Origin of the sequence: Methanosarcina sp. DH1, assembly GCF_020804205.1 — an archaeon.
Taxonomy (GTDB): Archaea; Halobacteriota; Methanosarcinia; order Methanosarcinales; family Methanosarcinaceae; genus Methanosarcina; species Methanosarcina vacuolata.
In genome coordinates this window covers 1635-21837 of sequence record NZ_WJBJ01000011.1, presented here as the reverse complement: position 1 = coordinate 21837, position 20203 = coordinate 1635, and the positions used below count along the sequence as shown (strand labels likewise).

Genomic DNA, 20203 nt, shown 5'->3' with positions numbered 1-20203 from the left:
GTTTTATCGGCCATTCAGGTCAATTTTCTTTTTTAATTTTATTTCAATTCGTTGATTCTTTTATCAACTCTTAATTCTTTTTTCAATTCGTCAATTCTTTTTTTAATTCATTGATTCTTTTGCTCTAAAATTTCAAAGCCATTAAAAAATAAGATGTTATCAAATTTTAAAGATTGATTACATTTTTGAAGGGCATTTTAATTTGTTCTCATATCAAAAAGTGTATGATAATACAAAAACGATAGGCAATTGAATATTTGACGTAATTTATTATATATACGATTTCAGCATTAGAAGGTGTAGTTGTAAGAGAAGCGCAATAGTGCACCTTTGTGCATAGCGTATGGGGAATTTTTCTGTAGGGGTTTCATCGATTGAGAGCTCAGGGATCAAAAGGAGCTCTCAATCAATCACCACAACCAATTAATGTCTGCACTGTGTTCTCTTGCAACTAGATGAAGAATATGAGGGAGTATTCTTCAAGGGGGTTTCACCGATTGAGAGCCCAGGGGTCATCAAAAGAGGGCTCTCAATCAATGACCAACTTTTAACTTAATTTGAAGTACTTAAACTATTTTTGATTAATAAACTATTTTGATTAATAAATTATTTTGATTAATAAACTATTTTGACTAATAAATTATTTTTAACTAAACTCTTCGCACAATTTATTAATTATCATAAATCATACAAATAGTTTAATTTTTCTCCCAGTTTCCCCCGGTTGAAGTTCAGCTTTTGAATTTTTACTATTTCCCAACCCTCACCTTTTCAAATCTTTCAAACAATTAATAACTGTCCTATTCTATTTAAGTCCTTTGATGAGTCACTTTTATTTGTGTCTGCACTAACAAATATTGGTCATTTTGTGATCATAATTTTTTATTTGAAAATATTTTATAATAATATTAGCAATATAGGGCAATTAGAAAACTCTTAACTAAAATATAAATTTTAACTAAAGTTCTTAATTAAGATTCTTAACTTTTCCAAAAATCGATGTACTGAGAAACATTGCAGGAATTAAACGAAACATTTCGACTAGAGGATCAGTTTTTTTAAAATTTGGCAAAGGTACCAAATCAGATTTTGATTCAACAGTAGAACAAATACTCAGCCTCAACCCTCAAAGTCGGAAACCTGGTCTCTAGAAAGTTCAAAGATACTAAATGCCTCTAATGAAAATAAAAGTCCGATATTTAACTTATAACCGCTGATGAGACTTGAAAAAACAGCTAGCCCACGATACATCAAGTGAGTTTTTTCCTTTTTTTCTAGGGGTAAAAGTTGAATAGCCTTCTTATCTGATAGAGCCGGTTTATATTACAAAGCGTAAAATCCCTCCTGAATCTTGAAATCAGGAAATATAAGCTTCAACTTTTTCTGTGACTTATCAGGTCTTAAAATCAGGCAAATAAGCCACATGCATGGGATATTTTCAAAAAAGTGGCAGACTCTGTATAAAAGCGGCGAATCCAGAAAGAAAAGTGAGAATTTTAGAGAAGGACTGGATATTTTGACTTCCTCCATGTTTGGAGGATAATTTATATCAGTCCTGTAAGTACTACGCCGATTCCCATAAGCGCCACACAGCCCACGGCCGCAAAGTCCACCTTATTCCAGGCAAGCCTGTTGTCCACACTGTGTCTGTCCCTGTATCCCCTCATATCCATCGTCAGACCGAGGACCTGGGTCCTTCCAAGAGAATTTGCCACCAGGGGCACAAGAAGCGGCTTTATACTCCTTACCTTTCCACGAAGCCCTTTTCCTGGGTTATAGCCCCTTGCAAGCTGGGCTTCATGAATACGCTGACCTTCGACCTGCAGGCTCGGGATGAAGCGAAGGGCAATTACGAACATAAGCACATAATCCACAGGGATGTGGATTTCCAGAAGGGCTTTCATGAGGTCACTTGGCCTTGTGGTGACCACAAGAAGCTGAAAGGCGAAGAGCATTGCAAAGAATCGGAGGGAAAGAACCACTCCAAAATCCAGAGCTCCGGTAGTGACTGGAAAAATCCCGTTGGCAGTAAGAGTTCCTGCCGGGATAAGAAAACCAAGGGTTACTCCGCTTTTCATGGTAAAGACCGTTAGCAGGATCAGGCTTACACTCAGAAAAACAAGGAGCTTGAGCTGTCTTAGAAGTTCATGATGGAGTCGGGCTTTGATGGACACCAGAAAGATTCCAAGTACTATAAAGGCCAGGCACATGGAATTCGTTGTAAAAACACTCAGAACTATAATTCCTGCAACAGCCGTAATTTTAGAGAGGGGATTCATTCTATGTAAAAAGCTGTCACTGTTAATGTACTGCATAATCTCTTTCATGCACAAATGCCTCCCTGCTCTCTGCTCACCTGCTCTCTGTTCACCTGTTCTCTGCTCACCTGTTCTCTACCTGCAGTTCCCCTGCGAGTATCTTCAACGATTTTTCCGGCCTCCATGCGAATAATCCTCTCAGCGTGGTCTTTTACTATCTGCATGTTATGGGTCACCATGACTATTGTGTGCCCTTCCTGCTGAAGTTTTCTCATGAGCTGCATCATACTGTCCGATTCTTCGGCGTCCAGGCCTGTTGTAGGTTCATCAAGCACGATCAATTCGGGCTTCATGGCAATTACGCAGGCAACCGCCAGCCTCTGCCTTTCTCCCCTGCTCAGGTTGCGGGGAAAAACCTTTAGTTTTTCGCCAAGATTTACAAGTTCAAGGGAATCGGATATTGCTTTTTCAGCCTCAAGCCCTTTTATATTAATGTTATTTAATCCGAAAGCAATTTCTGCTTCGACGGTATCCTCAAAAAGCATATTATCCGGGTTCTGAAAAACCAGTCCGGTGTGTTTGACAAGCTCGTTTACAGGAGTTTTTGAAGTTTCAAGGTCTTTTACGATTACATTTCCGGAATAAGGATGTAATAGGCCATTAAAATGCTTGACAAGAGTTGTTTTGCCTGAACCGTTCTCACCCAGCACAGCAACGAGCTCACCGGGATAAATTTCCAGGTCTATGCTGTCGAGCGCCAGGACGTCTCCGTAACGCTGTGTGAGATTTCTTACAGAAATAATGGGCTGCATTTCCTTTCCCTTATTCTGAGGCATATAAAGGGCCTGTCGATCAGTTTCAGAAATTTCCTGTTCAGAAGCAAGAGAAGATTCCGTAAGAGAAGATGTTGTAAGAGAAGATGCTGAAAAATCAGCCGGACTTTTTATAGATTTTATTCTGCCCTTTTCAAGCAGCACGACCCGATCCCCAATTTCAAGGAAATCGTCTATGTTGTGGTCTATGATTATGATAGTCTTTCCGGCTTCTTTCAGCCGTTTCAGTATTGAAAAGATTCTTCTTACGGCCTTTGTATCCAGTTCTGCTGTAGCTTCGTCAAGGATAAGGACTTCGGTATCGAGGGCAAGGGTTGCTGCAAGTGCGGCTTTTTGCTTCTGCCCACCAGAAAGAGTATGTGGTGCCCGGGTTTTCAGGTGGCTGATTTCGCATAATTCCATTACTTCTTCCAGTCTGTTCATCAATTCCTTTTTGGAATATCCTCGATTTTCAAGTCCCGAACGGATTTCCTCTTCGACACTTGTGAAGATCAACTGTGATTCCGCATCGTCAAAAACCATCCCGATATGCCGGCTCAGTTCCTTCATGCCGTTAAAACTTTTCACGTTCCGGTTTTTAAAAATGATTTCTCCTTCGGTCTTGCCCCCGATTTCATGGTGCAGGATGCCTGCCATAGCAAGGGCAAGCGTTGTCTTTCCGGCTGCACTGTGCCCGGTAACCAGAAGCAGTTCTCCCTGTCGGACCTCAAGGTTAATTTTATTCAGGACAGGGGTTTCAGCTGTTCTGTAGGTATATGAAAAGTCTTTCAGTACTATCATGCTCTCCCCCGGGCAAGCACCCTTGAGGCAGGCAGGTAAAGTATCTGCACAATGATGGCATTGGCGACCGCAGTTAATCCCACAATCGGGATTATAGCAGCTACAAAAGCTCCCATGGTTGCGAACTTGGACAGGATCGCAGGAGCGACCAGAATCATCGCAACGACTACAAATGTTGATCCGCTAATCAAAGTTCCTACCAGCGTTGAAGGGGCAGGAGAAAGTGAAAACTTATTCCTGAGACTTTTGTACGTGACCAGGCAGGCAACGGCCCCCACAGGCTCACTGATAAGGTTTGCAGGTGGAAATATTGAGTGACTGAGAAGCGCGCAAACTATGCCTGCTACAATCCCGATACCTATGACTTCTGTGAATGTGGGCATCACAAGGATAATAGCAAGGCAGTAAAACGCTATTACAAGATTTGAAACGATAGGGCCCGGAATTACAAGGGATAAATAGCGCACTATTGCGCCGACTGCAAGCAAGATTCCAACAATGGCAATATCCTGAGATTTCATAAAAAACCACACATCCTGTGAATCCTCTTCGGGAAATTCTCCTGTAAGCTGAATTACTGTGATTATAAACTCGACAATTTGATTAAACTAGACAATTCAATGCCACAACTTAGTACTATAGGGCATAATAATGTACATTAATATATAAACTTTATGCTTTAGTAGCCTACGTTATGCTTTTTAGTAGCCTATAGTATACCTAGATCTGTATCCTCTTCAAATTCAAGGGAGAATTTTCCAATCCGAAAAATATGTGATAATTTTTCCATGTGGCCGTTTTATTATACAGTTTTGAAGTTTAATGTGTCTTCTGAGCGTGTTTTTAGACATGGTTTAAGTTTTAACTTTACCATAAATATGTGAAATTTACTTTTATACATGCAATTTGAAGAAGATACTTATATTCCATTTTCACCGAATCCTGACCCTGAAGGTTGTAGGGTTGAAGAGCAAGTCGGAAGCCGCTTTCGATAGGAAAACTAATCAGGAGTAAGAACAATAGGATTAACAAGGACTATTGTGGGGTTTGATACATCGCCGGTAGATGTAAACGAGCTGGATGAAGTCCAGGCTATTGAAGAAGGATTCAAAAAAGCGTATAGTGGGGACTTGAAAGGAACAGTAGAAGCTGTCGACAAACTCAAGGGCTTCGCACTCCAGTTGATTCCCCTGGATGCCGATCCTGAAAACGAACTGGATATAAAAGCACTGGTAATCTCTATAGGGGACATAGCAAGGGTATCTGCCGAAATGAAAATGGAGCAAGCATGCTCAGTTTCAGGTCGTGTTCTTGGAGATATATCACTTGAGGCTGCCGGCCAAAAAAGGGAGACGATTGCTATAAAGGCTCTATCTATTGTAGGGAGCCTTGCCCTGGAGTTTGCTGGAAAAGGCCTGGATGTGGCAGCCATAAGTGCAGCCGAATCGCTCGGAACTTGCGGAAAGGGCTACTCAAGAATGAAAATGGAAACGCTGATAAGCCTTGCTGAGGCATACCTTCTGCAGGTATCACTGCTATCCATAGAAAAAAGCCTTAATAAGACCGGAATTGCTGCTATAGGCTACCTTGGAGAGACAGGAGTCGCTTCGGCCAAACAGGCAATAGAAACCAGCACTCTGGAAGCTTCGGTCATTCTTGAAGATCTGGGTAATGCCGCTGTAAGAGAAAATAACGAGCCCTGCACAAAAGCAGTAATTGAGGCACTCGAAAACCTGGGTACCGAGGTATCTCAGGGAGGAATGAAAAATATACTTGTCCAGATCGCATGGTCTCTGGAAATGATCCGGTTACTCGCTCTGGAGCAAGGTATGAAAGGAGCTTGCTTTGCCGCAAAGGCTGCGCTTGAATCCATCAACACGGCAGGCCTGCTTGACGCAGAACAGAACCTGGAAAAAATCAGGGAAATAAAGGAATTCCATTCTTTTATCCTGAAAAAGAGTTAAAGAAGCAGTTGGGGAAAGTTAGAGTTAGGGAAGCAAAATAGGGAGTTAAAATAGGGGAGTTAAAATAGGGGAGTTAAAATAGGGGAGTTAAAATAGGGGAGTTAAAATAGGGGAGTTAAAATAGGGGAGTTAAAATAGGGGAGTTAAAATAGGGGAGTTAAACAATAAAGAAACTTAAAACGCCGGAAGTAGACCCTGAAAAATTTATTTTTCCGCATTAAAAAATAGAGTAATTTTGAAAGAGTGCAAATAGTTAGAGGAAAATTCATGAATCATTGTAGGAAAATCACTGTAGAAAACTCATAACTCACTGTAGAAAAATCGCTATAGAAAAGAATTCGATGCAAGAAATTTAATATGGTGCTCCGGCCGGGATTCGAACCCGAGTCTTCGGCTCGAAAGGCCGGAATGATTGGCCGGACTACACTACCGGAGCACATTGCATCTCACAGCGAGACCTTCAATAGACTTAAGTAATATATAAATCTGTCCCTTGACGACCCTTTCTGGTGTAATCTATTAACAAGATAACCTTTTATGGGATGACTGTTAAAATTAATTTTTATTACGCTATATAGGTAAGACGCAACTCTTCGAAAAAGATCCTCTAAAATTCTGAAATCTCAAAATATTTTTAAAATAGCGTATAATTTGGATCTGGACAAATCGATCAAACGTCGTGAACTTTCACGCGATGCTTATAAAAAAGAATATGGTGCTCCGGCCGGGATTCGAACCCGAGTCTTCGGCTCGAAAGGCCGGAATGATTGGCCGGACTACACTACCGGAGCTTTTATTGTATCTTATTTTCCCCTTATTGAAGGGGGTTCTTCAATAAGGGTTTTTTCTATAAATAGTTAGCGGCTGCCGATACCTTTCAAAATGTTATTAGCTGTTGAATCAGGCGATATCACAAGCCTTTTTAAAAAAAGCTTGACCGAAAAATGTCTTTAAGAATGATATTGGCTGTTGAGTCCAAAAATTCTTTTTTCACATTTCTTCTTCAGCTTCGTCCTCTTCAGCTTCGTCCTCATCTTCGACATCGGCTTTTATTTCATCTGTCTCTTCCGATTTTTTATCTTCTTGTACGAGGTTGCCAATCCATTCGCTGAGTCTCCCACAGTATTCTGGTTGACAGTCGCCAGTGCAGCCTGTACAGGACGAAAACAATTCTCCTGCAAGCAGAAGGTCATATTTTTCCTTAACCTCTTCCTTCGCTTTCAGTAGATATGTTCTTGCTCCGTTTGAGACTCCAACCTCTCGTATAATAAGGTCTTTATCCAGAAGTTTTTTTATGATTCTGGAGCATTTTCTGCTGTCGATATTCAACTCTTTCCAGATGACGTTCTGGAAAACGCCTTCTTTATGTCTTTTTATTATATTATAGGCTTCTTCTTCAAGATCCATGATTTCACACTAATAGAGTTCCTTATGAAGTTTTATTCTTCTACAGGAGTGATCAGTATAATGTTATTACCGCGAAGTACTACTGAACCAAGGGAACGAACTTTTTCTCCTTTTACGATCTCCATGGTGTCCACGAGATGGAGGTTCATATAGTCGTCCACGCTCTTAAGAGTGCCTTCGAGCAGATTAAGATCGCCTTTCATTTCTACCTGGATTCTTGATCCAACAATTTTCTGAACTTTTTTATTTGGGAACAAATTTAAACCCTCGCTGATTTATTCTGAATTCTCCCCGTACTCACTTATGTTTTTTACGTCCCAAGCCAGTGAGGAGCAAGTCGCATCAGAACCGCATCCACACCTGCGGTTTACTTGTTGCCTGTATCAGACGCCTCATGCCAGCGACTGAGAAATTTCTTTATATTGTCACTCCACCGGCTTTTAAGAAAACTGAAAACTACATACCCTTTACAGAGATATATAACCATCGATCTCCAAGAGCTCTCAAATGCCCCCTGGATCAAATAGCTCCTTCCATAAACTGCAGTTCAAATTTTTCTGTTTATCAGCAACCGTTGGGGCCGCAACCGTTGCGCCGGTTTATCACAAACCGTTGCGCCGGTTTATCACGCCGATAGGGTTTGGGGATAAGGTTATCAGACTCAAACGGTTCTTGGGGTTTTCGGTCAAGCCTTTTTTGAAAAGGGTTGCGGTCAAGCCTTTTTTAAAAAAACTTGTGATCATGCTGATGGGGTTTGGGGATAGGGGTCTTTAAAACTTAAACATAATGGGTCAGATGTAACCCTGGAGGTCCGTACTTTCGTCAACAAGCTTTGCAGATGACTCCTTTTTTGGTCTTGGGATTGCTCTTGCAATGGGCCCAAAAACGGATTCGTATTCATTTATATGCTGGGTCAGCCAGCGGGAAAGCTCAAGTGCAGCTACCGGAGAAAGTATCACTTCGGTTTCTACACGCCTCTGGATAACTCTTGATTCCGAGGAATCCCCAAACAGTTTTGGAGTGTCATTATAAAAACCGATCCTGAAATCATAGGGGCTGTGCCCACCTGCAGCTCCTATAGCATATATCTGCCTGAAGTTCTCAGGCTTCATAAATTCGATTGTAATACCTTTCTTAATCTTTTTAGAAGCTGCGCTTTCAATATTTTCCCTGGATTCAACATCCTCGGTCATGAAATTACCTCAATTTTTACTCTCAAGTATCTTATAAGATTTTTATCTCATATCTCATTAATACTGATGACCGACCCTTAAAAAACCGGCCAATCTTCTCAATATAAACAAAGCATTCCCACACAAGCAGGAACATTTTAACTCATTATACAATGTTATCTGCAAAAACGTTTTTGATCTTTTAACCCTGGACTTTCTTTTTAAGTTTTTTTGCTTCTTCTGCAACTCCCTTTTTAGAGTGTACTTTTGCTATAAGTTCCACGGCGTCAAGGTTCCTGACTGCGTTGTCCAGGTACCCGAAAACATCACCCTGATAGGCTGAGATGCCGTATTTATTTTCAAGTTTCTTTACTATCTGTACAGGCTCAAGCGATTCTGTACGTAGCTTGATTATTTTTTCCGAAAACTTCTGTTCTGCGCATCCGCAGTAAGGCGAATCTTTGCATTTACAGGTTAAAAAGTCCGAAGCAAAGTTTAACAGGAGTTCCTGGAGTTTTGCATCAAGCTGGGAAAGAGACTCCCCGTCAAAGATTATATCAAGGGTAGCTCCCTGAAAAATCCTTGAAGGCATATTCACATGCAGGGAGCTTCCTATCTGGTTTGCATACTTGAAATACGCTGCATCAAAAAACTCCAGGTTCGTTGCGATCTTCAGAGGTTCATTATCTCCAAGCACTGCATCTCGAATCAGAAAAGCTTTTGATACCGGAAGGAAATGTGCTGCAGTAATTTTTCCAAACCGCGTAAGCGTTATTCGGTTTCCTTTTCTTTCCACAAAACGGTAGCTCTGAAGACGCAGAACCAACTTATCCAGGTCATAGTCTCCAAACATCTGGTTGTGGATCATTCTGAGGTCCTGCACCGAGGAGGTAACTGCAACCGATGCAAGCACTTCCTCTAGCTGTTCGGCTTCTCCGTAATGTACGCCTGCTGAGATCATTTCTCCCTGGAGCAGTTTAATTGCAACCTCTTCTTCGGTATCGGACTGTGAACCTGAATACGATTTTCCAGGCACAGGCATAAGCACAACAACTCCCCTATCATGATAGTCAGGTCTCCCTGCCCTTCCGCTCATCTGCAGAAAATCCTGGACTGATATCCAGTCAATTCCCATTGCCAGGGATTCAAAGATCACCTGGGAAGCCGGAAAATCCACCCCAGCCGCAAGAGCAGCCGTGGTCACAACTACCGGAATCTCTCCTTTTGCAAAACGAGTTTCAACTTTCTTTCTCTCGTACTGTGAAAGCCCGGCATGATAGGGAGCCGCCTGAATCGAAAGAGCTCCTGCAAGCTTGTGACAGTTTCGACGGGAATTTGTAAAGACAATTGTCTGTCCTCTGTGCTTTTTGGAAGAGAACACTGAATATTCTTCTTTCGCGAGCTGGGAAATCAACTTTGCTTTTTCGTTTTCCTGGCAGAAAAGAAGATGCCTGTCAATAGGAACTGGCCTGTGCTCGTAACGGATAAGCTGAGCTCCGAGTTTCTTCGCATAGCCTGCGGGATTTGCAACAGTTGCAGAGAGATAGATAAATTGAGCTTCGGGTGCCACATATCTCAGCCTTCCGATAAGCCCATCCAGCCTGTGGCCCCTCTCCTGGTCTTCGAGAGTATGGACTTCGTCCACTACCACAGTTCCGATTTTGCCCAGGAAATCGGCATTTCCCGACCGAAGCATGTGGTCTATACCCTCGTACGTCCCTACAATAATATCCGCACCCGGGCTGGTCTGCATCTTCACGCGCTGAGAAGTTTTTATTAGAATTGCTCCGATCTTTATGGAGGTTGTGAACCCGAGTTTTGAATAGCGTTCTTTGAACTGTTCATACTTCTGGTTTGCAAGTGCAACCAGGGGGACGAGGTAGAGCATTTTTCCTTTTTTGTTAAAGAGGTTCTGGATTCCTGCCATCTCCCCTATGAGGGTCTTTCCAGTTGCTGTTGCCGAGACTACAAACTGGTTTTTCCCTTCCAGAAGCCCGGCTTCTATCGATAATGCCTGGACAGGCAGCAGGGTCTCGGATTTTTCGAGCAGCATTTCCTTAAATTTCTTTTGCAGAGGCAGGCTTTTTATCCTAACTGTAGCACTGGCAGGATTTGTTCTTATAGTATCATAGCGTGTGAATTCAGGGTCAAGCCTTTCAGGGCTCAGCATCCGGATAGTCCTGTCAAGGTCTCGGGTTTTTGAAAGCACCTGCTCCAGGAAATCTATGGATTTTTCCCCATACTGCACACCAGCCGAACGGACTGCACGCAATAGTTCTTCTTTTGCACATTCCAGGCAGATGAGTTCATTATTGTACTTGATGGATTTACTGTTTACAAAGTTGAAACGTTTATTAATCCAGCAATGTTTACAGATTTTTACTTTGTCCGCATCAAGTTGAAAACCTTTAAGCATTTCCAGAAAAGCAGCCTCATTTGCGGGATCTCCTCCTTCTGCGAACATTATTCGGTTTGCACTGCGCAGGAGCTCTATAAACTGCTGAGGAGGAATGAATTCTTCTTTTTTACCGGTGAGGAGCCTGATTTTGAGAGGGCGAGGCCCTTTGTAACTATCTTTTATAACGAGCTCGGCCATATAAAGCGGCTGTTTCATCCGGTCCTTTATAGCCATAACTCTTATCTTCGATTTTTCAGCATAACCTAGGACCCAGAGCATGATTTTTTATCCTGATATATAAGTGGTATAAGTAAGATTCCCTTAAAACCTGTAAATTTCCCTTCAAAGTTTAAATTTTGAAGTTTGAGAAAAACAACATTCTGCTGTCTTCTTAATTTCTGGCAGCATAATTTGCGTTTACAGGTGAAAATCTATTTAAATATTGTTTATACTTTCAGCGTTGTTTGGGAGTACTACATATCCTTCCTTAGCACACCTTTCGGACTTCTACTTTTCCATCTCACTTGCAACCTCACTTTATAGGTAACTATTATATAAATATTTTATTACTCAATAATTATATTATTAAATTTACTGGAAAATTTCCTCGAATAGCAATAGTATTGAATTCGTCAATTAAAAAAATTGTTTTAATGAGTTAGTTGGAGGAAGATATAAAATAACTATTTAAAGAAATTGTATGGGAGAAGCAATTAGAGAAACTACCTCTCGAAAATAATAGAATAAAACTCTCTACATAGAAGCTACTTACATATTGCTCCTTAAAGTACTGTTTTATAAACAGGCTCCTTCCTTAGCAAATCTGCACCTGCAGTTTCGAGTTTCCGGGATCTTTTTTATTGTATCCGAAATAATCTCAAAGATTGCATCCTGAGCTTTTCCCACAACTTCGGTAACTTCGTCAGCAGTTAGTTTCTGTGTGGTCATTCCGCAGGCCTGATTTGTGATAATGGCAAGAGAAGCATAACAGAGGCTGAGTTCTTTTGCAAGGCCCACTTCAGGTACACCCGTCATGCCCACAACATCGGCAAATTGGCTCATCATGCGGATTTCGGCCCTGGTCTCAAAACGTGGGCCTTCCGTGCAGGCATAAATTCCTTCGGTATAAGGTAATCCCTGTTTTTCCAGAGCGTCTCTAAGGGCTACCCTGATCTCAGGGCAGTAAGGTTCAGATACATCGACGTGTACGGTTTTGTCATCATAAAAGGTAGAAGGCCGGTTCCGGGTAAAATCTATAAAATCGTTAAGTACTACAAAACTACCCACCGGATGCCCTCGCATTGACCCAACGGAATTTGTGGAGATTACACGTTTTGCCCCGATACAATCTACAGCCCAGATATTGGCCCTGTAGTTAATCCTGTGAGGAGGAATATGGTTTTCTCCTGCATGCCTTGGGATTACTGCAACTTTTTTCCCTCTGATGGTAGTAAGATAAACTGTAACTTCTCCATATGGAGTGTTTACTAACTGGTTTTCAAATTCCTGGTAAGAGTTAAAACCGACACCACCGAGCACTGCAATTTCAACGTTTTCAGGTATTTTTTCCATTTTATGATCTTCCTGACGGTTTTTACTATTACCCCCCATTTTCGATTTTTAACCCCGTCGAGCTTCAAAATTTATGACAGGTCGCCTGCAGTCAGGCGAGTTTTTTTCTTCTTTTATCTCTTCCTCTATCTTCATTTTCGGAGGCCTGATTCGATACGCTGTATTTTATTCCTGCAAGGGCAATGAGAACCGCAACTGCGACCGAATACACAAAGTACTGGAGGGCAAGGGACGCATCATTGGTAATGCCTTCCGAAAGGGAAGCCGTTGCTAAAATGTATGTACTTGCACCCCAGAATAGCAGCCCTGTTGCGATCACGAATAAAGAGATTGCGACGTTTTTATAAATGGGCTTATTTTCCATCCTTAAATCGAAGATTTTTCCAAGGTCGGCAAGCAGCATCGCTCCTGCATACCACCAGACTGAAGCATTGATGAATACTGAGACAAGCGTAAGGATCCCCTGATACCAGACTCCATCTGCCGAGTAAAGCTTCCATACTTCCATAGCTCCGTATGCAGTTGCTACAAGCATTGTAAGCAGGGAAGCCGTATAGCTGATAAAAACCATCCTCTGTTCCAGAAAAGCGTCCCAGAGCTTTTCTTTTTCAAGAGCGACAAGATCGTCCAGCCCAAAACCCCTGTACAACATGTAAAGCCCCACAGCTGCAAGAATTCCCACAATTGCACCTTCGGGATAGCGGGCAAGCAAAAATATTGCATAAATGAGAAAAGCAAGCCCTAAAGGTACAAAGAAAGTCTGGGAGATTTTCGGGTCGCTAAAGACGTGTTTCAGGATATAGTAAGTACTTTCAAGATTCTGGCTCTGCATTATTACAATTCTTTTCACGGAGTCAATTCTCATACGGGACTGGACAATAGGCACAAGCGTTTCGTCCTCTGCCCCATCCGAGACGAATATCGCCCTCTGCACGTCGTACATATTGAGAAATGTTTCAAGCTGCTCGGAAATTTTCTGGTCTGAGATCACTCCAACGTTTTTGTCTCCTGCAAAAGAAACTATCTCAGCATCAGTTCCTTTTGCTCGTAATTCATCAAGAATCCTGATTCCACCGAAGATAGTGTTGGTATCAGAATCCTCCGGGTCTGCGATCCCAAGTGCAACGGCAGCCTGAACATTTGCCTCCCGCCCTACTATTGGGGTTTCGAGTTTTGCTTTTTCGCCCAGATCGTTATCTCTGTCTATGCATATAACTAAAGTCTGCATATATCCTCTATAGCTTTCAATGGCTTACTCTATCGCAGAGAGTTTTTTATGAATACGATATCCTGATTTGGCTCTTATATATTTCCTGCCGGAGTTTTGCATAAACTCTTTTAATCAGTTAAATCGCTTTACTTTTTACAAGCATACTATTTTAATTTATACTTTATTAAGCTTGTAGCGCAACAGAATTTACTTTCAAAAATAAATTTTCACTTCTAAAGATACTCTTATAATTTCGGAAACCAATAAGTAAATGTCTATAAAAACAGGCTCTCTTTCTGAGAGAAATTAATTATCTTTTATCAAAAATAAAGAGGGGTTTATATGGCACAACCAACGGAAAGCGAAAGTAAAGAAGCCGAAGCTGGAAAAAAGAGCAGAATACAGGAGAAAGTTGGAAAGCTTGGGAGCGACATTGATACTCTTGCAAAGAAAACAGGGGACGAAGCCTCAAAACTTGCAAAGAATATAAATACCGAAATAAAGTCTATCTCAGGGGAAATAAAATCAATTGATGTGAAAGATGAGGTAAAGAGCATCACTGCAAGGGTTGAAAAACTGGTTGATACAACCGGCGACAGCGCAAAAAAACTTGCCTCCGATATCAAGAACGATGTAAAGAAACTGGTGGATAAGATCGAAATCCCTATTTCAAAGAAAAAATAATAATAGCAAAGTAATAAAAGTGATAAAGTAACAGACAAGAAGGTAAGAATCTCCCCTGAGAGGAGAAAATACCTTCTTAACCTTCTCTTTTATTATCGGATCTGCTTTTCAATGCATATTCATTGAATCGGTTTGGATTCAACATTCCAATGCTTTCAACATTTTTCTCTTTTATATTTTAATTATAGAGTTAACTTTATTATTCAACACTGCATCTGTATAAATAAGATGAGAAAGATCTTGATGCAACCATACTCTGGCATTTCCAGGAGGCTTATAGCTTCAATAATCGACATTTTCGTAATTATTTCCCTTTTTATGTTTTTAGAACTAATCACAGAAACCATAGATGAAGCCCTCTTCTATATTCTGTTCTTTCTCGCAATGTGGGCTTATTTTGTCTTTCAGGAGAGTTCTACCCTGAAGTCAACAGTGGGCAAGCAAGCTGTGAACATCATTGTTACTGACCTCAACGGAAACAGAATCTCCTTTATACAGGCAACAAAGCGATTTATTCTGAAAATTTTCGCTGTAATTCCCTTTTTTGCAGGGTTTCTGCTGATCCTTTTTACTTCAAAAAAGCAGGCTTTTCACGATATTATTGCAAAGACGTTGGTATTTATTCAGGAGGACTGATCTTAATACTATTCTTCTCTTCTAAACTTCATAGGTCATATCAGACTTCATAGATCATATCAATTTTTTTACTATGAGTACTTTTTTTTATTATGGTGTCTTAATGATTAATGGGAAGTCATTTGCTACTAGAGCAATCAAGGGAAGTTTATTATGTCTATTTCCTTCAATAATCACAATTTTATCCAGAACAGACCTGTAAGCTTTCAGAGTTCTCTCTCAAGCCACTTACATGATACCTCTTTTTCTTCCGGGACCGTGGAAGGAATAAAACTCTTCCTTGATATGGATGGAGTCCTTACGGATTTCACCTCAGCCTGTGAGAAGCTCAGTGGCAATATGATGTTCTGGTACAGTAACGACAGAGAACTCTTCTGGAAAAAGATTACATCTGCAGGAATTGAGTTCTGGTCCGAAATGTCCTGGATGCCAGGCGGGCAGGAATTGCATGTTTTCCTTAGAAGCTCGGGCCTTTGTCCGACAATCCTTTCTGCACTTCCCGGACCTGAGAGGAAAAAAGCCTTAACCAATGCGAGAGAGGGAAAAATCAAATGGCTCAGGAAAGAACTCGGGCCCTCTTATGCAGAGGCTGCAATTCTCTGTTACCGCCCGGAAAAAGCCTTACAATCAGGGTTTGCAAGGGTTCTTATTGATGATAACTCCGAGAATATCCGCGAGTGGGAAGAAGCAGGAGGTATCGGAATCCTGCATAAGAATACCAATCGAACGATCCGGTGTTTCACCAGGGTTCTTAAAGTTGAGCATAAATTCTGATATGCTAAACTTTACAGGCTAAACTTTACAGACTAAACTTTACAGGGAGACCGAAAAGGCTTATGCTTCTTGATTACAGGCTACGATAAGAGCCACAAAGTTTTGCCTGTGGTTTTTGACATATTCTCCTTCAACATCTTTTAACCACTTTTTTCCTCCGTGAATTGCGTGATCCCCGCAGATAAAGAAAATCGTTCCTTTTTCCGCATTTCTGTAAATCTCACCCAGGTTTTCATCCACAGACATTGCAGCCTTTTTCAGTTCTTCCCAGCTTTCTGCCCTGTGAGAAAAACGGTCAAGGGTCCTGAGGTGAACTGCCAGGATATCGGGCTTTTCTTTGAGGGCATGTAATGCATAATTCGTAATTTGGAGGTCATAATCCAGGATATCCTCGGAATTTGGGACCCCATAAAAGTCTTTTATCCTTCCCCTGAAACTTTCCGCACCTTCGGACTCTATGACTGCTGACGCTTTCATGCCTGCCCTGCAAGCCCATTCCATAATGCTTTTCAGTTTCGGGTTTTCCGAGTCTTTTGTCCTTTCAGTATAAATGTCCGCGGTAGAGTAGATATTATGCTCTTCTGGCAGATATCCTGTAAAGATTGATGCAATAGCAGGAGAGGTTATTGTTGCTGGGGATTTGCACCTGAAGAGGAGCCCTTTTTCGGCGATTTCGCTCAAGTTCTTCATTATCGGAGAAAAATAGTTATAAAGAGAATAACCCAGACTGTCAACCACAATAATTACTGCTCTTTTGCAGCCTCTTTCCTTTGCGTAGCTCTCTACTTCCTGAATTGGCCTGCCAGTTGGCGGAACCATAGGGATTTTCAGTAATCTCGAGATCGTAGGGGCAATATCAATGGTGTTGCATTCTAAAATTTTCATATGCTCTCTATTTACATTATCTAACAAGCCGGCTTATATGTGTTCCTGTATTGCTATTGTGGGCTTAGATAACTGTAAATAATTATGTAGGATCAGGTACGAATGTCCAATGGACAGAATATGAGTATCCGGGGTAGAATAACGCAAAAAATGAAGAGTTACCTGAAGTAGAGTTACCTGAAGTAGAGCTCCCTGAAGTAGAGTTTTCTGAAGTAGAGTTTCCTGAAGTAGAACCCCTTGAAGAATGGGAAGGGTTTTCAGAATTAATTAGGTATCCCTGATGTCACCTCTTAGGGCTTCTGTCAGGCATTTTTCGGGACTCTCATAATTGCCGCGAAACCCTTTGAGATGGTGGTTTGTTCTAACGCTCATGCTGGCAAGCCTCTTTGTAATCAAACTTGTTCCTTTCGAACTGCTCGGAGCCCGAACTCCTGGGTTTAGCCCCATAACCCAGATTTTTACAGCCCTTGAAACCACTGCTGAAAACCTTTGCCGGGTCTTGCCGCTTGTTGGGTGGGTAAATGAAAAGTACCGCTGACTTTTCATGAAATTAAGCAGTACATGACAATAATTATATATCTTTATGCCAAAGTACATATGTAGCCTAAACACTACATATGATGTGATAACAGAAAGTTACAGATAATTACAGGTTTAAAGCTAATTACAGGTTACAAACAAAAGAAAAATATGCGTAAAGGTGTAAAAATGAGAAAAGCAATTATAGCAATTCTTCTGGGAATACTGTTTATAGGGGTTTCCGGAGCAGCGGTAGTCAGTGCAGTTGCTTCGGATAATGCAGGGACAAACTATGGCTCTGGATTAATGCACAGGTGGGCTGCAAGGAACATGGATTCTGGTTCACGTTACGGAAACTTTTCCGACTGTCCTTATTTCAACTCAAATAATACTTCGGAACTTGAGGTCAAGACCGTAGACGAAGCACTCGAAATCGCAAAAACAAAAATAGACAGCAACGTTTCCAAAGAGGACATTTCTCAGATGCGTCGCTGGTGGATTGTTTCCTACAAGGACGAGGACGGAGTTTACAAACAGGCAAGAATTGATGCCGTCAGCGGTGAAGTGTTTACCGATTATCCTGTTTGTACAGGAGCACAGACAGGCAGCAGATACAGCAGGGGCCAGGGCTACTGCAAGTCATCTGCCTTTTGAGCAACAGTACTTCAATATTAATTGAATATTGAAGCCATCACCTAACACTATCCTTTTTATTTATTTTCTCAGATTAATTCTTCAAGTTGCTGGTTAATTATTCAAATTACATGTTAATTATTCAAATTACATGTTAATTATTCAAATTACAGGTTAATTCTTCAAGTTACGGGTTAATTCTTCAAGTTACGGGTTAATTCTTCAAGTTACAGGTTAATTCTTCAATTCATTGCCCTTTTATCTATCTCGGCTCTTCGTTGTTTTGTGTGGATCTCCTCAAATGTCCCCATAAAAACCAATGCGATCTTGAATTGAAAATCATCTTATCATAGTGGATGGCGAAAAGCCAAAATCTCTAATGGATTTTTATATTTGCATACCTTTTTCCGGATATTCTTTTATATCTATGGTAGCAATATCTGAGAAAAAAGTCGGTGGAATAAGAAAAACCGATGATCTTAAGAATATCTGTTATTTTTGAGGTGGAAAGCTTGAATGGCATGGGATATGGCATAACTAGTTCCTTTTGGGGATTTCTCCTGAATCTTCTAATCATTCTCCTTATAGTAGGTGCAACGGTAGTGCTGCTGAATAGGTCCGGGTACACAGCTCCAAGGGATAATGAGCGAATCATCAAAATGGAAAAAGATATCGAAGAAATCAAAAAAACAGTAGAAGATATAAAATCCAAGCTCGAAGAAATCTAAATCTTTATATCTGCTGCAGGCTCTGGAAATCTTCCAGTCCAGGTGCAACCAAAAGTATGCGAGGACATTCCGAATGGTAAAATCACTTCAACAAATAGTAGATATTGGTGAGGCGCTCTCTCATCCCATAAGGCTTAAACTGCTTTACCTGCTGGCCGAAAGGGAAAGATATGTATACGAACTCGCCAAGGACCTGAATCTCTCAAGACAGGTAGTAAACCTGCATTTAAAACGCCTGGAGAAAGCCGGATTTGTTGAAAGTGATCTCAGACTTGAAGATGATGACCTCAGGGCCAAGAAGTTTTATCGGTTAAAGGAATTTGATGTTTCTCTCGGGATGGAAGATCTAAAACGGATTTTCGAGTGAAGTCTGGATTCTACCAGATTTCTATATTTTTCATGTTAGTCAGTATTTTTACTGCCATGTTTTATCCTGTGTTTTATCCTGTGTTTTATCCTGTGTTTTATCCTGTGTTTTATCCTGAAATAATTATTAAGCTTCAGCCTTCTGAGTTTCAGGACCTGATAATTCTCAACAGGAATATATTCAGGCGCACCATAATACTCTTTGGGGATTAGTATGGTTGGTGCGATTGGTAAGAGTCTGGAGCTTTCAGAGTTTGTTCTCAAAGAAATACTCGATCTGTATAAGGACATAAGAGAACTCTCTGATGAAGCGATCTTATCCGGCTCTTCGGACAAGCCCGAAAAATTGTTTATGAAGCTGGATGCTCTAATTACCCGGGACCTGGGAAATGATGTAGTTTCTATTCTCCTGAATAAACAGGAGCTAGAACCAATTTTCTTTCACCTGAACCGATTCAGGAATTTATATACGGTAAGGCTGGAAACCGGATATGCAAAAGAAATTCTTGCGGGTCATTCCCCCTGGGACATCCTTGAGAAATTCCCCTTCTACAAAAATTACCTCCAACTGGTACGAACAGAATACGAGGGTTTCGGGCTAAAAGCCGGGGACAGAATTTTTTTTTAGGGAGTGGACCTCTTCCCCTTACGCTCATTGTTTTCTTCAAATATTATGGGGTAAAAAGCACAGGGATAGAGCAGAACTCTGAAAGGGCAAGGCTTTCAATGGAAGTGCTTGATAAGCTTGGGCTTTCTAAAGACATCACCATAGTTAATGGGAGCCATTTCTCCATGAACCCGATTGATTTTCTAGATACTGATACAGGGGTAAAGGCTCTCATGATAGCTGCCCAGGCTGAACCCAAAAAAGAAATTCTTGAATATTTACTAAAAGTAATACCGGCAGGCTGCAGGATTTCTTATAGGGTCTACGAAAAAGGCTTAATGAAACTGCTAAACCGGGACTTTTTGCTTGATTTGCCCGAGGGTTACAGGGAATATAAGAGAATCCTGCCCGACCCTCCTGCATATAACACGGTTGTATTTCTGGAAAAAAAGAGTAATTGCTCCGGAATTCCGGAGTAGTAACAGACTATTAACATACTATTAGCAGGCTATTAACAGACTACTAAAGATTATTAACAGATTATTAAAGACTATTAACAGACTAGTTTAACGGATCACTTTTCCCTTATCGGGACCTGAATTTCAGTCATAAGCTCTTCTTCAGGAACTTCTTCAGGGCTATTGAAATACAATTCCCTGCTCGGGCTCAGAGTTTCCAGGTTATTCTCCCTTGCATACGAGAAAATCAGGTTGTAACCGGCTTCAACTCCTGGATACGGTCCCCGGTAGACTACTGAAACAACTTTTATGGCAGGTA

General features: G+C 41.1%; 22 protein-coding genes and 2 tRNA genes. 10 read left to right on the top strand and 14 right to left on the bottom strand.

Features of this window, described 5'->3' with window-relative positions:
* Nucleotides 1-1544: 1544 nt before the first annotated feature.
* Genes FXW07_RS05860 through FXW07_RS05850 form a run of 3 tightly spaced genes read right to left on the bottom strand, consistent with a single transcriptional unit; the run spans nucleotide 1545 to nucleotide 4392 of the window.
* Entirely contained in the window at nucleotides 1545-2327 is a 783-nt protein-coding gene (locus tag FXW07_RS05860; protein ID WP_229394626.1) for an energy-coupling factor transporter transmembrane component T, read from the bottom strand.
* Nucleotides 2324-3871, bottom strand: coding sequence for an ABC transporter ATP-binding protein (locus tag FXW07_RS05855; RefSeq protein ID WP_229394625.1), 1548 nt, complete (start codon nucleotides 3869-3871; stop codon nucleotides 2324-2326). Before FXW07_RS05855 ends, FXW07_RS05860 begins: the two co-directional genes overlap by 4 nt.
* Entirely contained in the window at nucleotides 3868-4392 is a 525-nt protein-coding gene (locus FXW07_RS05850) for a tryptophan transporter (protein WP_048120912.1), read from the bottom strand. Before FXW07_RS05850 ends, FXW07_RS05855 begins: the two co-directional genes overlap by 4 nt.
* A 519-nt stretch (nucleotides 4393-4911) precedes the next feature.
* Here FXW07_RS05850 and FXW07_RS05845 point away from each other — a divergent pair.
* Nucleotides 4912-5835 carry a hypothetical protein gene (locus FXW07_RS05845; protein ID WP_229394624.1) on the top strand — a complete coding sequence of 308 codons (924 nt, stop codon included), beginning with the start codon at nucleotides 4912-4914 and terminating at the stop codon, nucleotides 5833-5835.
* Nucleotides 5836-6193: 358 nt separating this feature from the next.
* Here the strand turns inward: FXW07_RS05845 and FXW07_RS05840 are convergent.
* From FXW07_RS05840 to FXW07_RS05825, 4 genes are all read right to left on the bottom strand, one after another.
* Nucleotides 6194-6271: transfer RNA gene (locus FXW07_RS05840), tRNA-Glu, on the bottom strand.
* Between the two features lie 277 nt (nucleotides 6272-6548).
* Nucleotides 6549-6626, bottom strand: a tRNA-Glu gene (locus FXW07_RS05835).
* Nucleotides 6627-6825: 199 nt separating this feature from the next.
* Nucleotides 6826-7242 (bottom strand): Lrp/AsnC family transcriptional regulator, encoded by a 417-nt coding sequence (locus FXW07_RS05830; protein WP_229394623.1) that lies wholly within the window; start codon nucleotides 7240-7242, stop codon nucleotides 6826-6828.
* 32 nt (nucleotides 7243-7274) lie between these two features.
* On the bottom strand, nucleotides 7275-7499 hold the full coding sequence (locus FXW07_RS05825) for an LSM domain-containing protein (RefSeq protein WP_048107204.1): 225 nt from the start codon (nucleotides 7497-7499) through the stop codon (nucleotides 7275-7277).
* A 250-nt stretch (nucleotides 7500-7749) separates the two neighbouring features.
* Between FXW07_RS05825 and FXW07_RS05820 the strand changes: the two genes are divergently transcribed.
* Nucleotides 7750-8016, top strand: a complete 267-nt coding sequence (locus tag FXW07_RS05820) for a hypothetical protein (RefSeq protein WP_229394622.1) — start codon at nucleotides 7750-7752, stop codon at nucleotides 8014-8016.
* Between the two features lie 17 nt (nucleotides 8017-8033).
* On the opposite strand, the gene FXW07_RS05815 is transcribed toward FXW07_RS05820, so the two are convergent.
* From FXW07_RS05815 to FXW07_RS05800, 4 genes are all read right to left on the bottom strand, one after another.
* Nucleotides 8034-8435 (bottom strand): DUF3467 domain-containing protein, encoded by a 402-nt coding sequence (locus FXW07_RS05815; RefSeq protein ID WP_048120920.1) that lies wholly within the window; start codon nucleotides 8433-8435, stop codon nucleotides 8034-8036.
* Between the two features lie 181 nt (nucleotides 8436-8616).
* A complete protein-coding gene (locus tag FXW07_RS05810) occupies nucleotides 8617-11094 on the bottom strand; it encodes a DEAD/DEAH box helicase (protein WP_229394711.1) in 2478 nt (825 codons plus the stop codon).
* A 513-nt stretch (nucleotides 11095-11607) separates the two neighbouring features.
* On the bottom strand, nucleotides 11608-12384 hold the full coding sequence (gene mtnP / locus FXW07_RS05805) for an S-methyl-5'-thioadenosine phosphorylase (RefSeq protein WP_229394621.1): 777 nt from the start codon (nucleotides 12382-12384) through the stop codon (nucleotides 11608-11610).
* 91 nt (nucleotides 12385-12475) lie between these two features.
* Complete coding sequence (locus FXW07_RS05800; protein ID WP_229394620.1) at nucleotides 12476-13612, bottom strand: DUF373 family protein; 1137 nt, start codon at nucleotides 13610-13612, stop codon at nucleotides 12476-12478.
* A 324-nt stretch (nucleotides 13613-13936) separates the two neighbouring features.
* On the opposite strand from FXW07_RS05800, the gene FXW07_RS05795 reads away from it, so the two are divergent.
* From FXW07_RS05795 to FXW07_RS05785, 3 genes are all read left to right on the top strand, one after another.
* Nucleotides 13937-14278: a hypothetical protein gene (locus tag FXW07_RS05795; protein ID WP_229394619.1), complete on the top strand. Its 342-nt coding sequence runs from the start codon at nucleotides 13937-13939 to the stop codon at nucleotides 14276-14278.
* A 243-nt stretch (nucleotides 14279-14521) separates the two neighbouring features.
* Nucleotides 14522-14914 carry an RDD family protein gene (locus FXW07_RS05790; protein WP_048120930.1) on the top strand — a complete coding sequence of 131 codons (393 nt, stop codon included), beginning with the start codon at nucleotides 14522-14524 and terminating at the stop codon, nucleotides 14912-14914.
* 153 nt (nucleotides 14915-15067) lie between these two features.
* Entirely contained in the window at nucleotides 15068-15688 is a 621-nt protein-coding gene (locus FXW07_RS05785; protein ID WP_229394618.1) for a hypothetical protein, read from the top strand.
* A 60-nt stretch (nucleotides 15689-15748) separates the two neighbouring features.
* Here FXW07_RS05785 and FXW07_RS05780 read toward each other — a convergent pair whose 3' ends face one another.
* Nucleotides 15749-16573 carry an alkaline phosphatase family protein gene (locus FXW07_RS05780; RefSeq protein WP_229394617.1) on the bottom strand — a complete coding sequence of 275 codons (825 nt, stop codon included), beginning with the start codon at nucleotides 16571-16573 and terminating at the stop codon, nucleotides 15749-15751.
* Between the two features lie 267 nt (nucleotides 16574-16840).
* Nucleotides 16841-17119: a hypothetical protein gene (locus FXW07_RS05775; protein ID WP_229394616.1), complete on the bottom strand. Its 279-nt coding sequence runs from the start codon at nucleotides 17117-17119 to the stop codon at nucleotides 16841-16843.
* A 162-nt stretch (nucleotides 17120-17281) separates the two neighbouring features.
* Here FXW07_RS05775 and FXW07_RS05770 point away from each other — a divergent pair, with 162 nt between their 5' ends.
* The 5 genes from FXW07_RS05770 (at nucleotide 17282) to FXW07_RS05750 (ending at nucleotide 19905) form a co-directional block, all read left to right on the top strand.
* Nucleotides 17282-17746, top strand: a complete 465-nt coding sequence (locus FXW07_RS05770) for a PepSY domain-containing protein (protein ID WP_229394615.1) — start codon at nucleotides 17282-17284, stop codon at nucleotides 17744-17746.
* A 452-nt stretch (nucleotides 17747-18198) separates the two neighbouring features.
* On the top strand, nucleotides 18199-18453 hold the full coding sequence (locus tag FXW07_RS05765) for a hypothetical protein (RefSeq protein WP_332310015.1): 255 nt from the start codon (nucleotides 18199-18201) through the stop codon (nucleotides 18451-18453).
* Between the two features lie 73 nt (nucleotides 18454-18526).
* Nucleotides 18527-18820, top strand: a complete 294-nt coding sequence (locus FXW07_RS05760) for an ArsR family transcriptional regulator (protein ID WP_048120939.1) — start codon at nucleotides 18527-18529, stop codon at nucleotides 18818-18820.
* 213 nt (nucleotides 18821-19033) lie between these two features.
* Nucleotides 19034-19447, top strand: a complete 414-nt coding sequence (locus tag FXW07_RS05755) for a nicotianamine synthase family protein (protein WP_229394614.1) — start codon at nucleotides 19034-19036, stop codon at nucleotides 19445-19447.
* Nucleotides 19360-19905 carry a nicotianamine synthase family protein gene (locus FXW07_RS05750; RefSeq protein ID WP_346655633.1) on the top strand — a complete coding sequence of 182 codons (546 nt, stop codon included), beginning with the start codon at nucleotides 19360-19362 and terminating at the stop codon, nucleotides 19903-19905. Before FXW07_RS05755 ends, FXW07_RS05750 begins: the two co-directional genes overlap by 88 nt.
* 95 nt (nucleotides 19906-20000) lie before the next feature.
* Here the strand turns inward: FXW07_RS05750 and FXW07_RS05745 are convergent.
* Nucleotides 20001-20203, bottom strand: a 203-nt coding sequence (locus FXW07_RS05745; protein WP_229394613.1) for a GyrI-like domain-containing protein, incomplete at its 5' end; no start/stop codon positions are given.

What these genes read in the sequence shown, in the direction of transcription:
- FXW07_RS05850 (WP_048120912.1), bottom strand. Translation starts at nt 4,392, where the DNA reads ATGAAATCTCAGGATATTGCCATTGTTGGAATCTTGCTTGCAGTCGGC.
- FXW07_RS05785 (WP_229394618.1), top strand. Translation starts at nt 15,068, where the DNA reads ATGTCTATTTCCTTCAATAATCACAATTTTATCCAGAACAGACCTGTA.
- FXW07_RS05760 (WP_048120939.1), top strand. Translation starts at nt 18,527, where the DNA reads ATGGTAAAATCACTTCAACAAATAGTAGATATTGGTGAGGCGCTCTCT.
- FXW07_RS05820 (WP_229394622.1), top strand. Translation starts at nt 7,750, where the DNA reads ATGCCCCCTGGATCAAATAGCTCCTTCCATAAACTGCAGTTCAAATTT.
- FXW07_RS05775 (WP_229394616.1), bottom strand. Translation starts at nt 17,119, where the DNA reads ATGAAAAGTCAGCGGTACTTTTCATTTACCCACCCAACAAGCGGCAAG.
- FXW07_RS05830 (WP_229394623.1), bottom strand. Translation starts at nt 7,242, where the DNA reads ATGGATCTTGAAGAAGAAGCCTATAATATAATAAAAAGACATAAAGAA.
- FXW07_RS05815 (WP_048120920.1), bottom strand. Translation starts at nt 8,435, where the DNA reads ATGACCGAGGATGTTGAATCCAGGGAAAATATTGAAAGCGCAGCTTCT.
- FXW07_RS05795 (WP_229394619.1), top strand. Translation starts at nt 13,937, where the DNA reads ATGGCACAACCAACGGAAAGCGAAAGTAAAGAAGCCGAAGCTGGAAAA.
- FXW07_RS05860 (WP_229394626.1), bottom strand. Translation starts at nt 2,327, where the DNA reads ATGAAAGAGATTATGCAGTACATTAACAGTGACAGCTTTTTACATAGA.
- FXW07_RS05855 (WP_229394625.1), bottom strand. Translation starts at nt 3,871, where the DNA reads ATGATAGTACTGAAAGACTTTTCATATACCTACAGAACAGCTGAAACC.
- FXW07_RS05790 (WP_048120930.1), top strand. Translation starts at nt 14,522, where the DNA reads ATGCAACCATACTCTGGCATTTCCAGGAGGCTTATAGCTTCAATAATC.
- FXW07_RS05800 (WP_229394620.1), bottom strand. Translation starts at nt 13,612, where the DNA reads ATGCAGACTTTAGTTATATGCATAGACAGAGATAACGATCTGGGCGAA.
- FXW07_RS05765 (WP_332310015.1), top strand. Translation starts at nt 18,199, where the DNA reads ATGATCTTAAGAATATCTGTTATTTTTGAGGTGGAAAGCTTGAATGGC.
- FXW07_RS05770 (WP_229394615.1), top strand. Translation starts at nt 17,282, where the DNA reads ATGAGAAAAGCAATTATAGCAATTCTTCTGGGAATACTGTTTATAGGG.
- mtnP (WP_229394621.1), bottom strand. Translation starts at nt 12,384, where the DNA reads ATGGAAAAAATACCTGAAAACGTTGAAATTGCAGTGCTCGGTGGTGTC.
- FXW07_RS05755 (WP_229394614.1), top strand. Translation starts at nt 19,034, where the DNA reads ATGGTTGGTGCGATTGGTAAGAGTCTGGAGCTTTCAGAGTTTGTTCTC.
- FXW07_RS05780 (WP_229394617.1), bottom strand. Translation starts at nt 16,573, where the DNA reads ATGAAAATTTTAGAATGCAACACCATTGATATTGCCCCTACGATCTCG.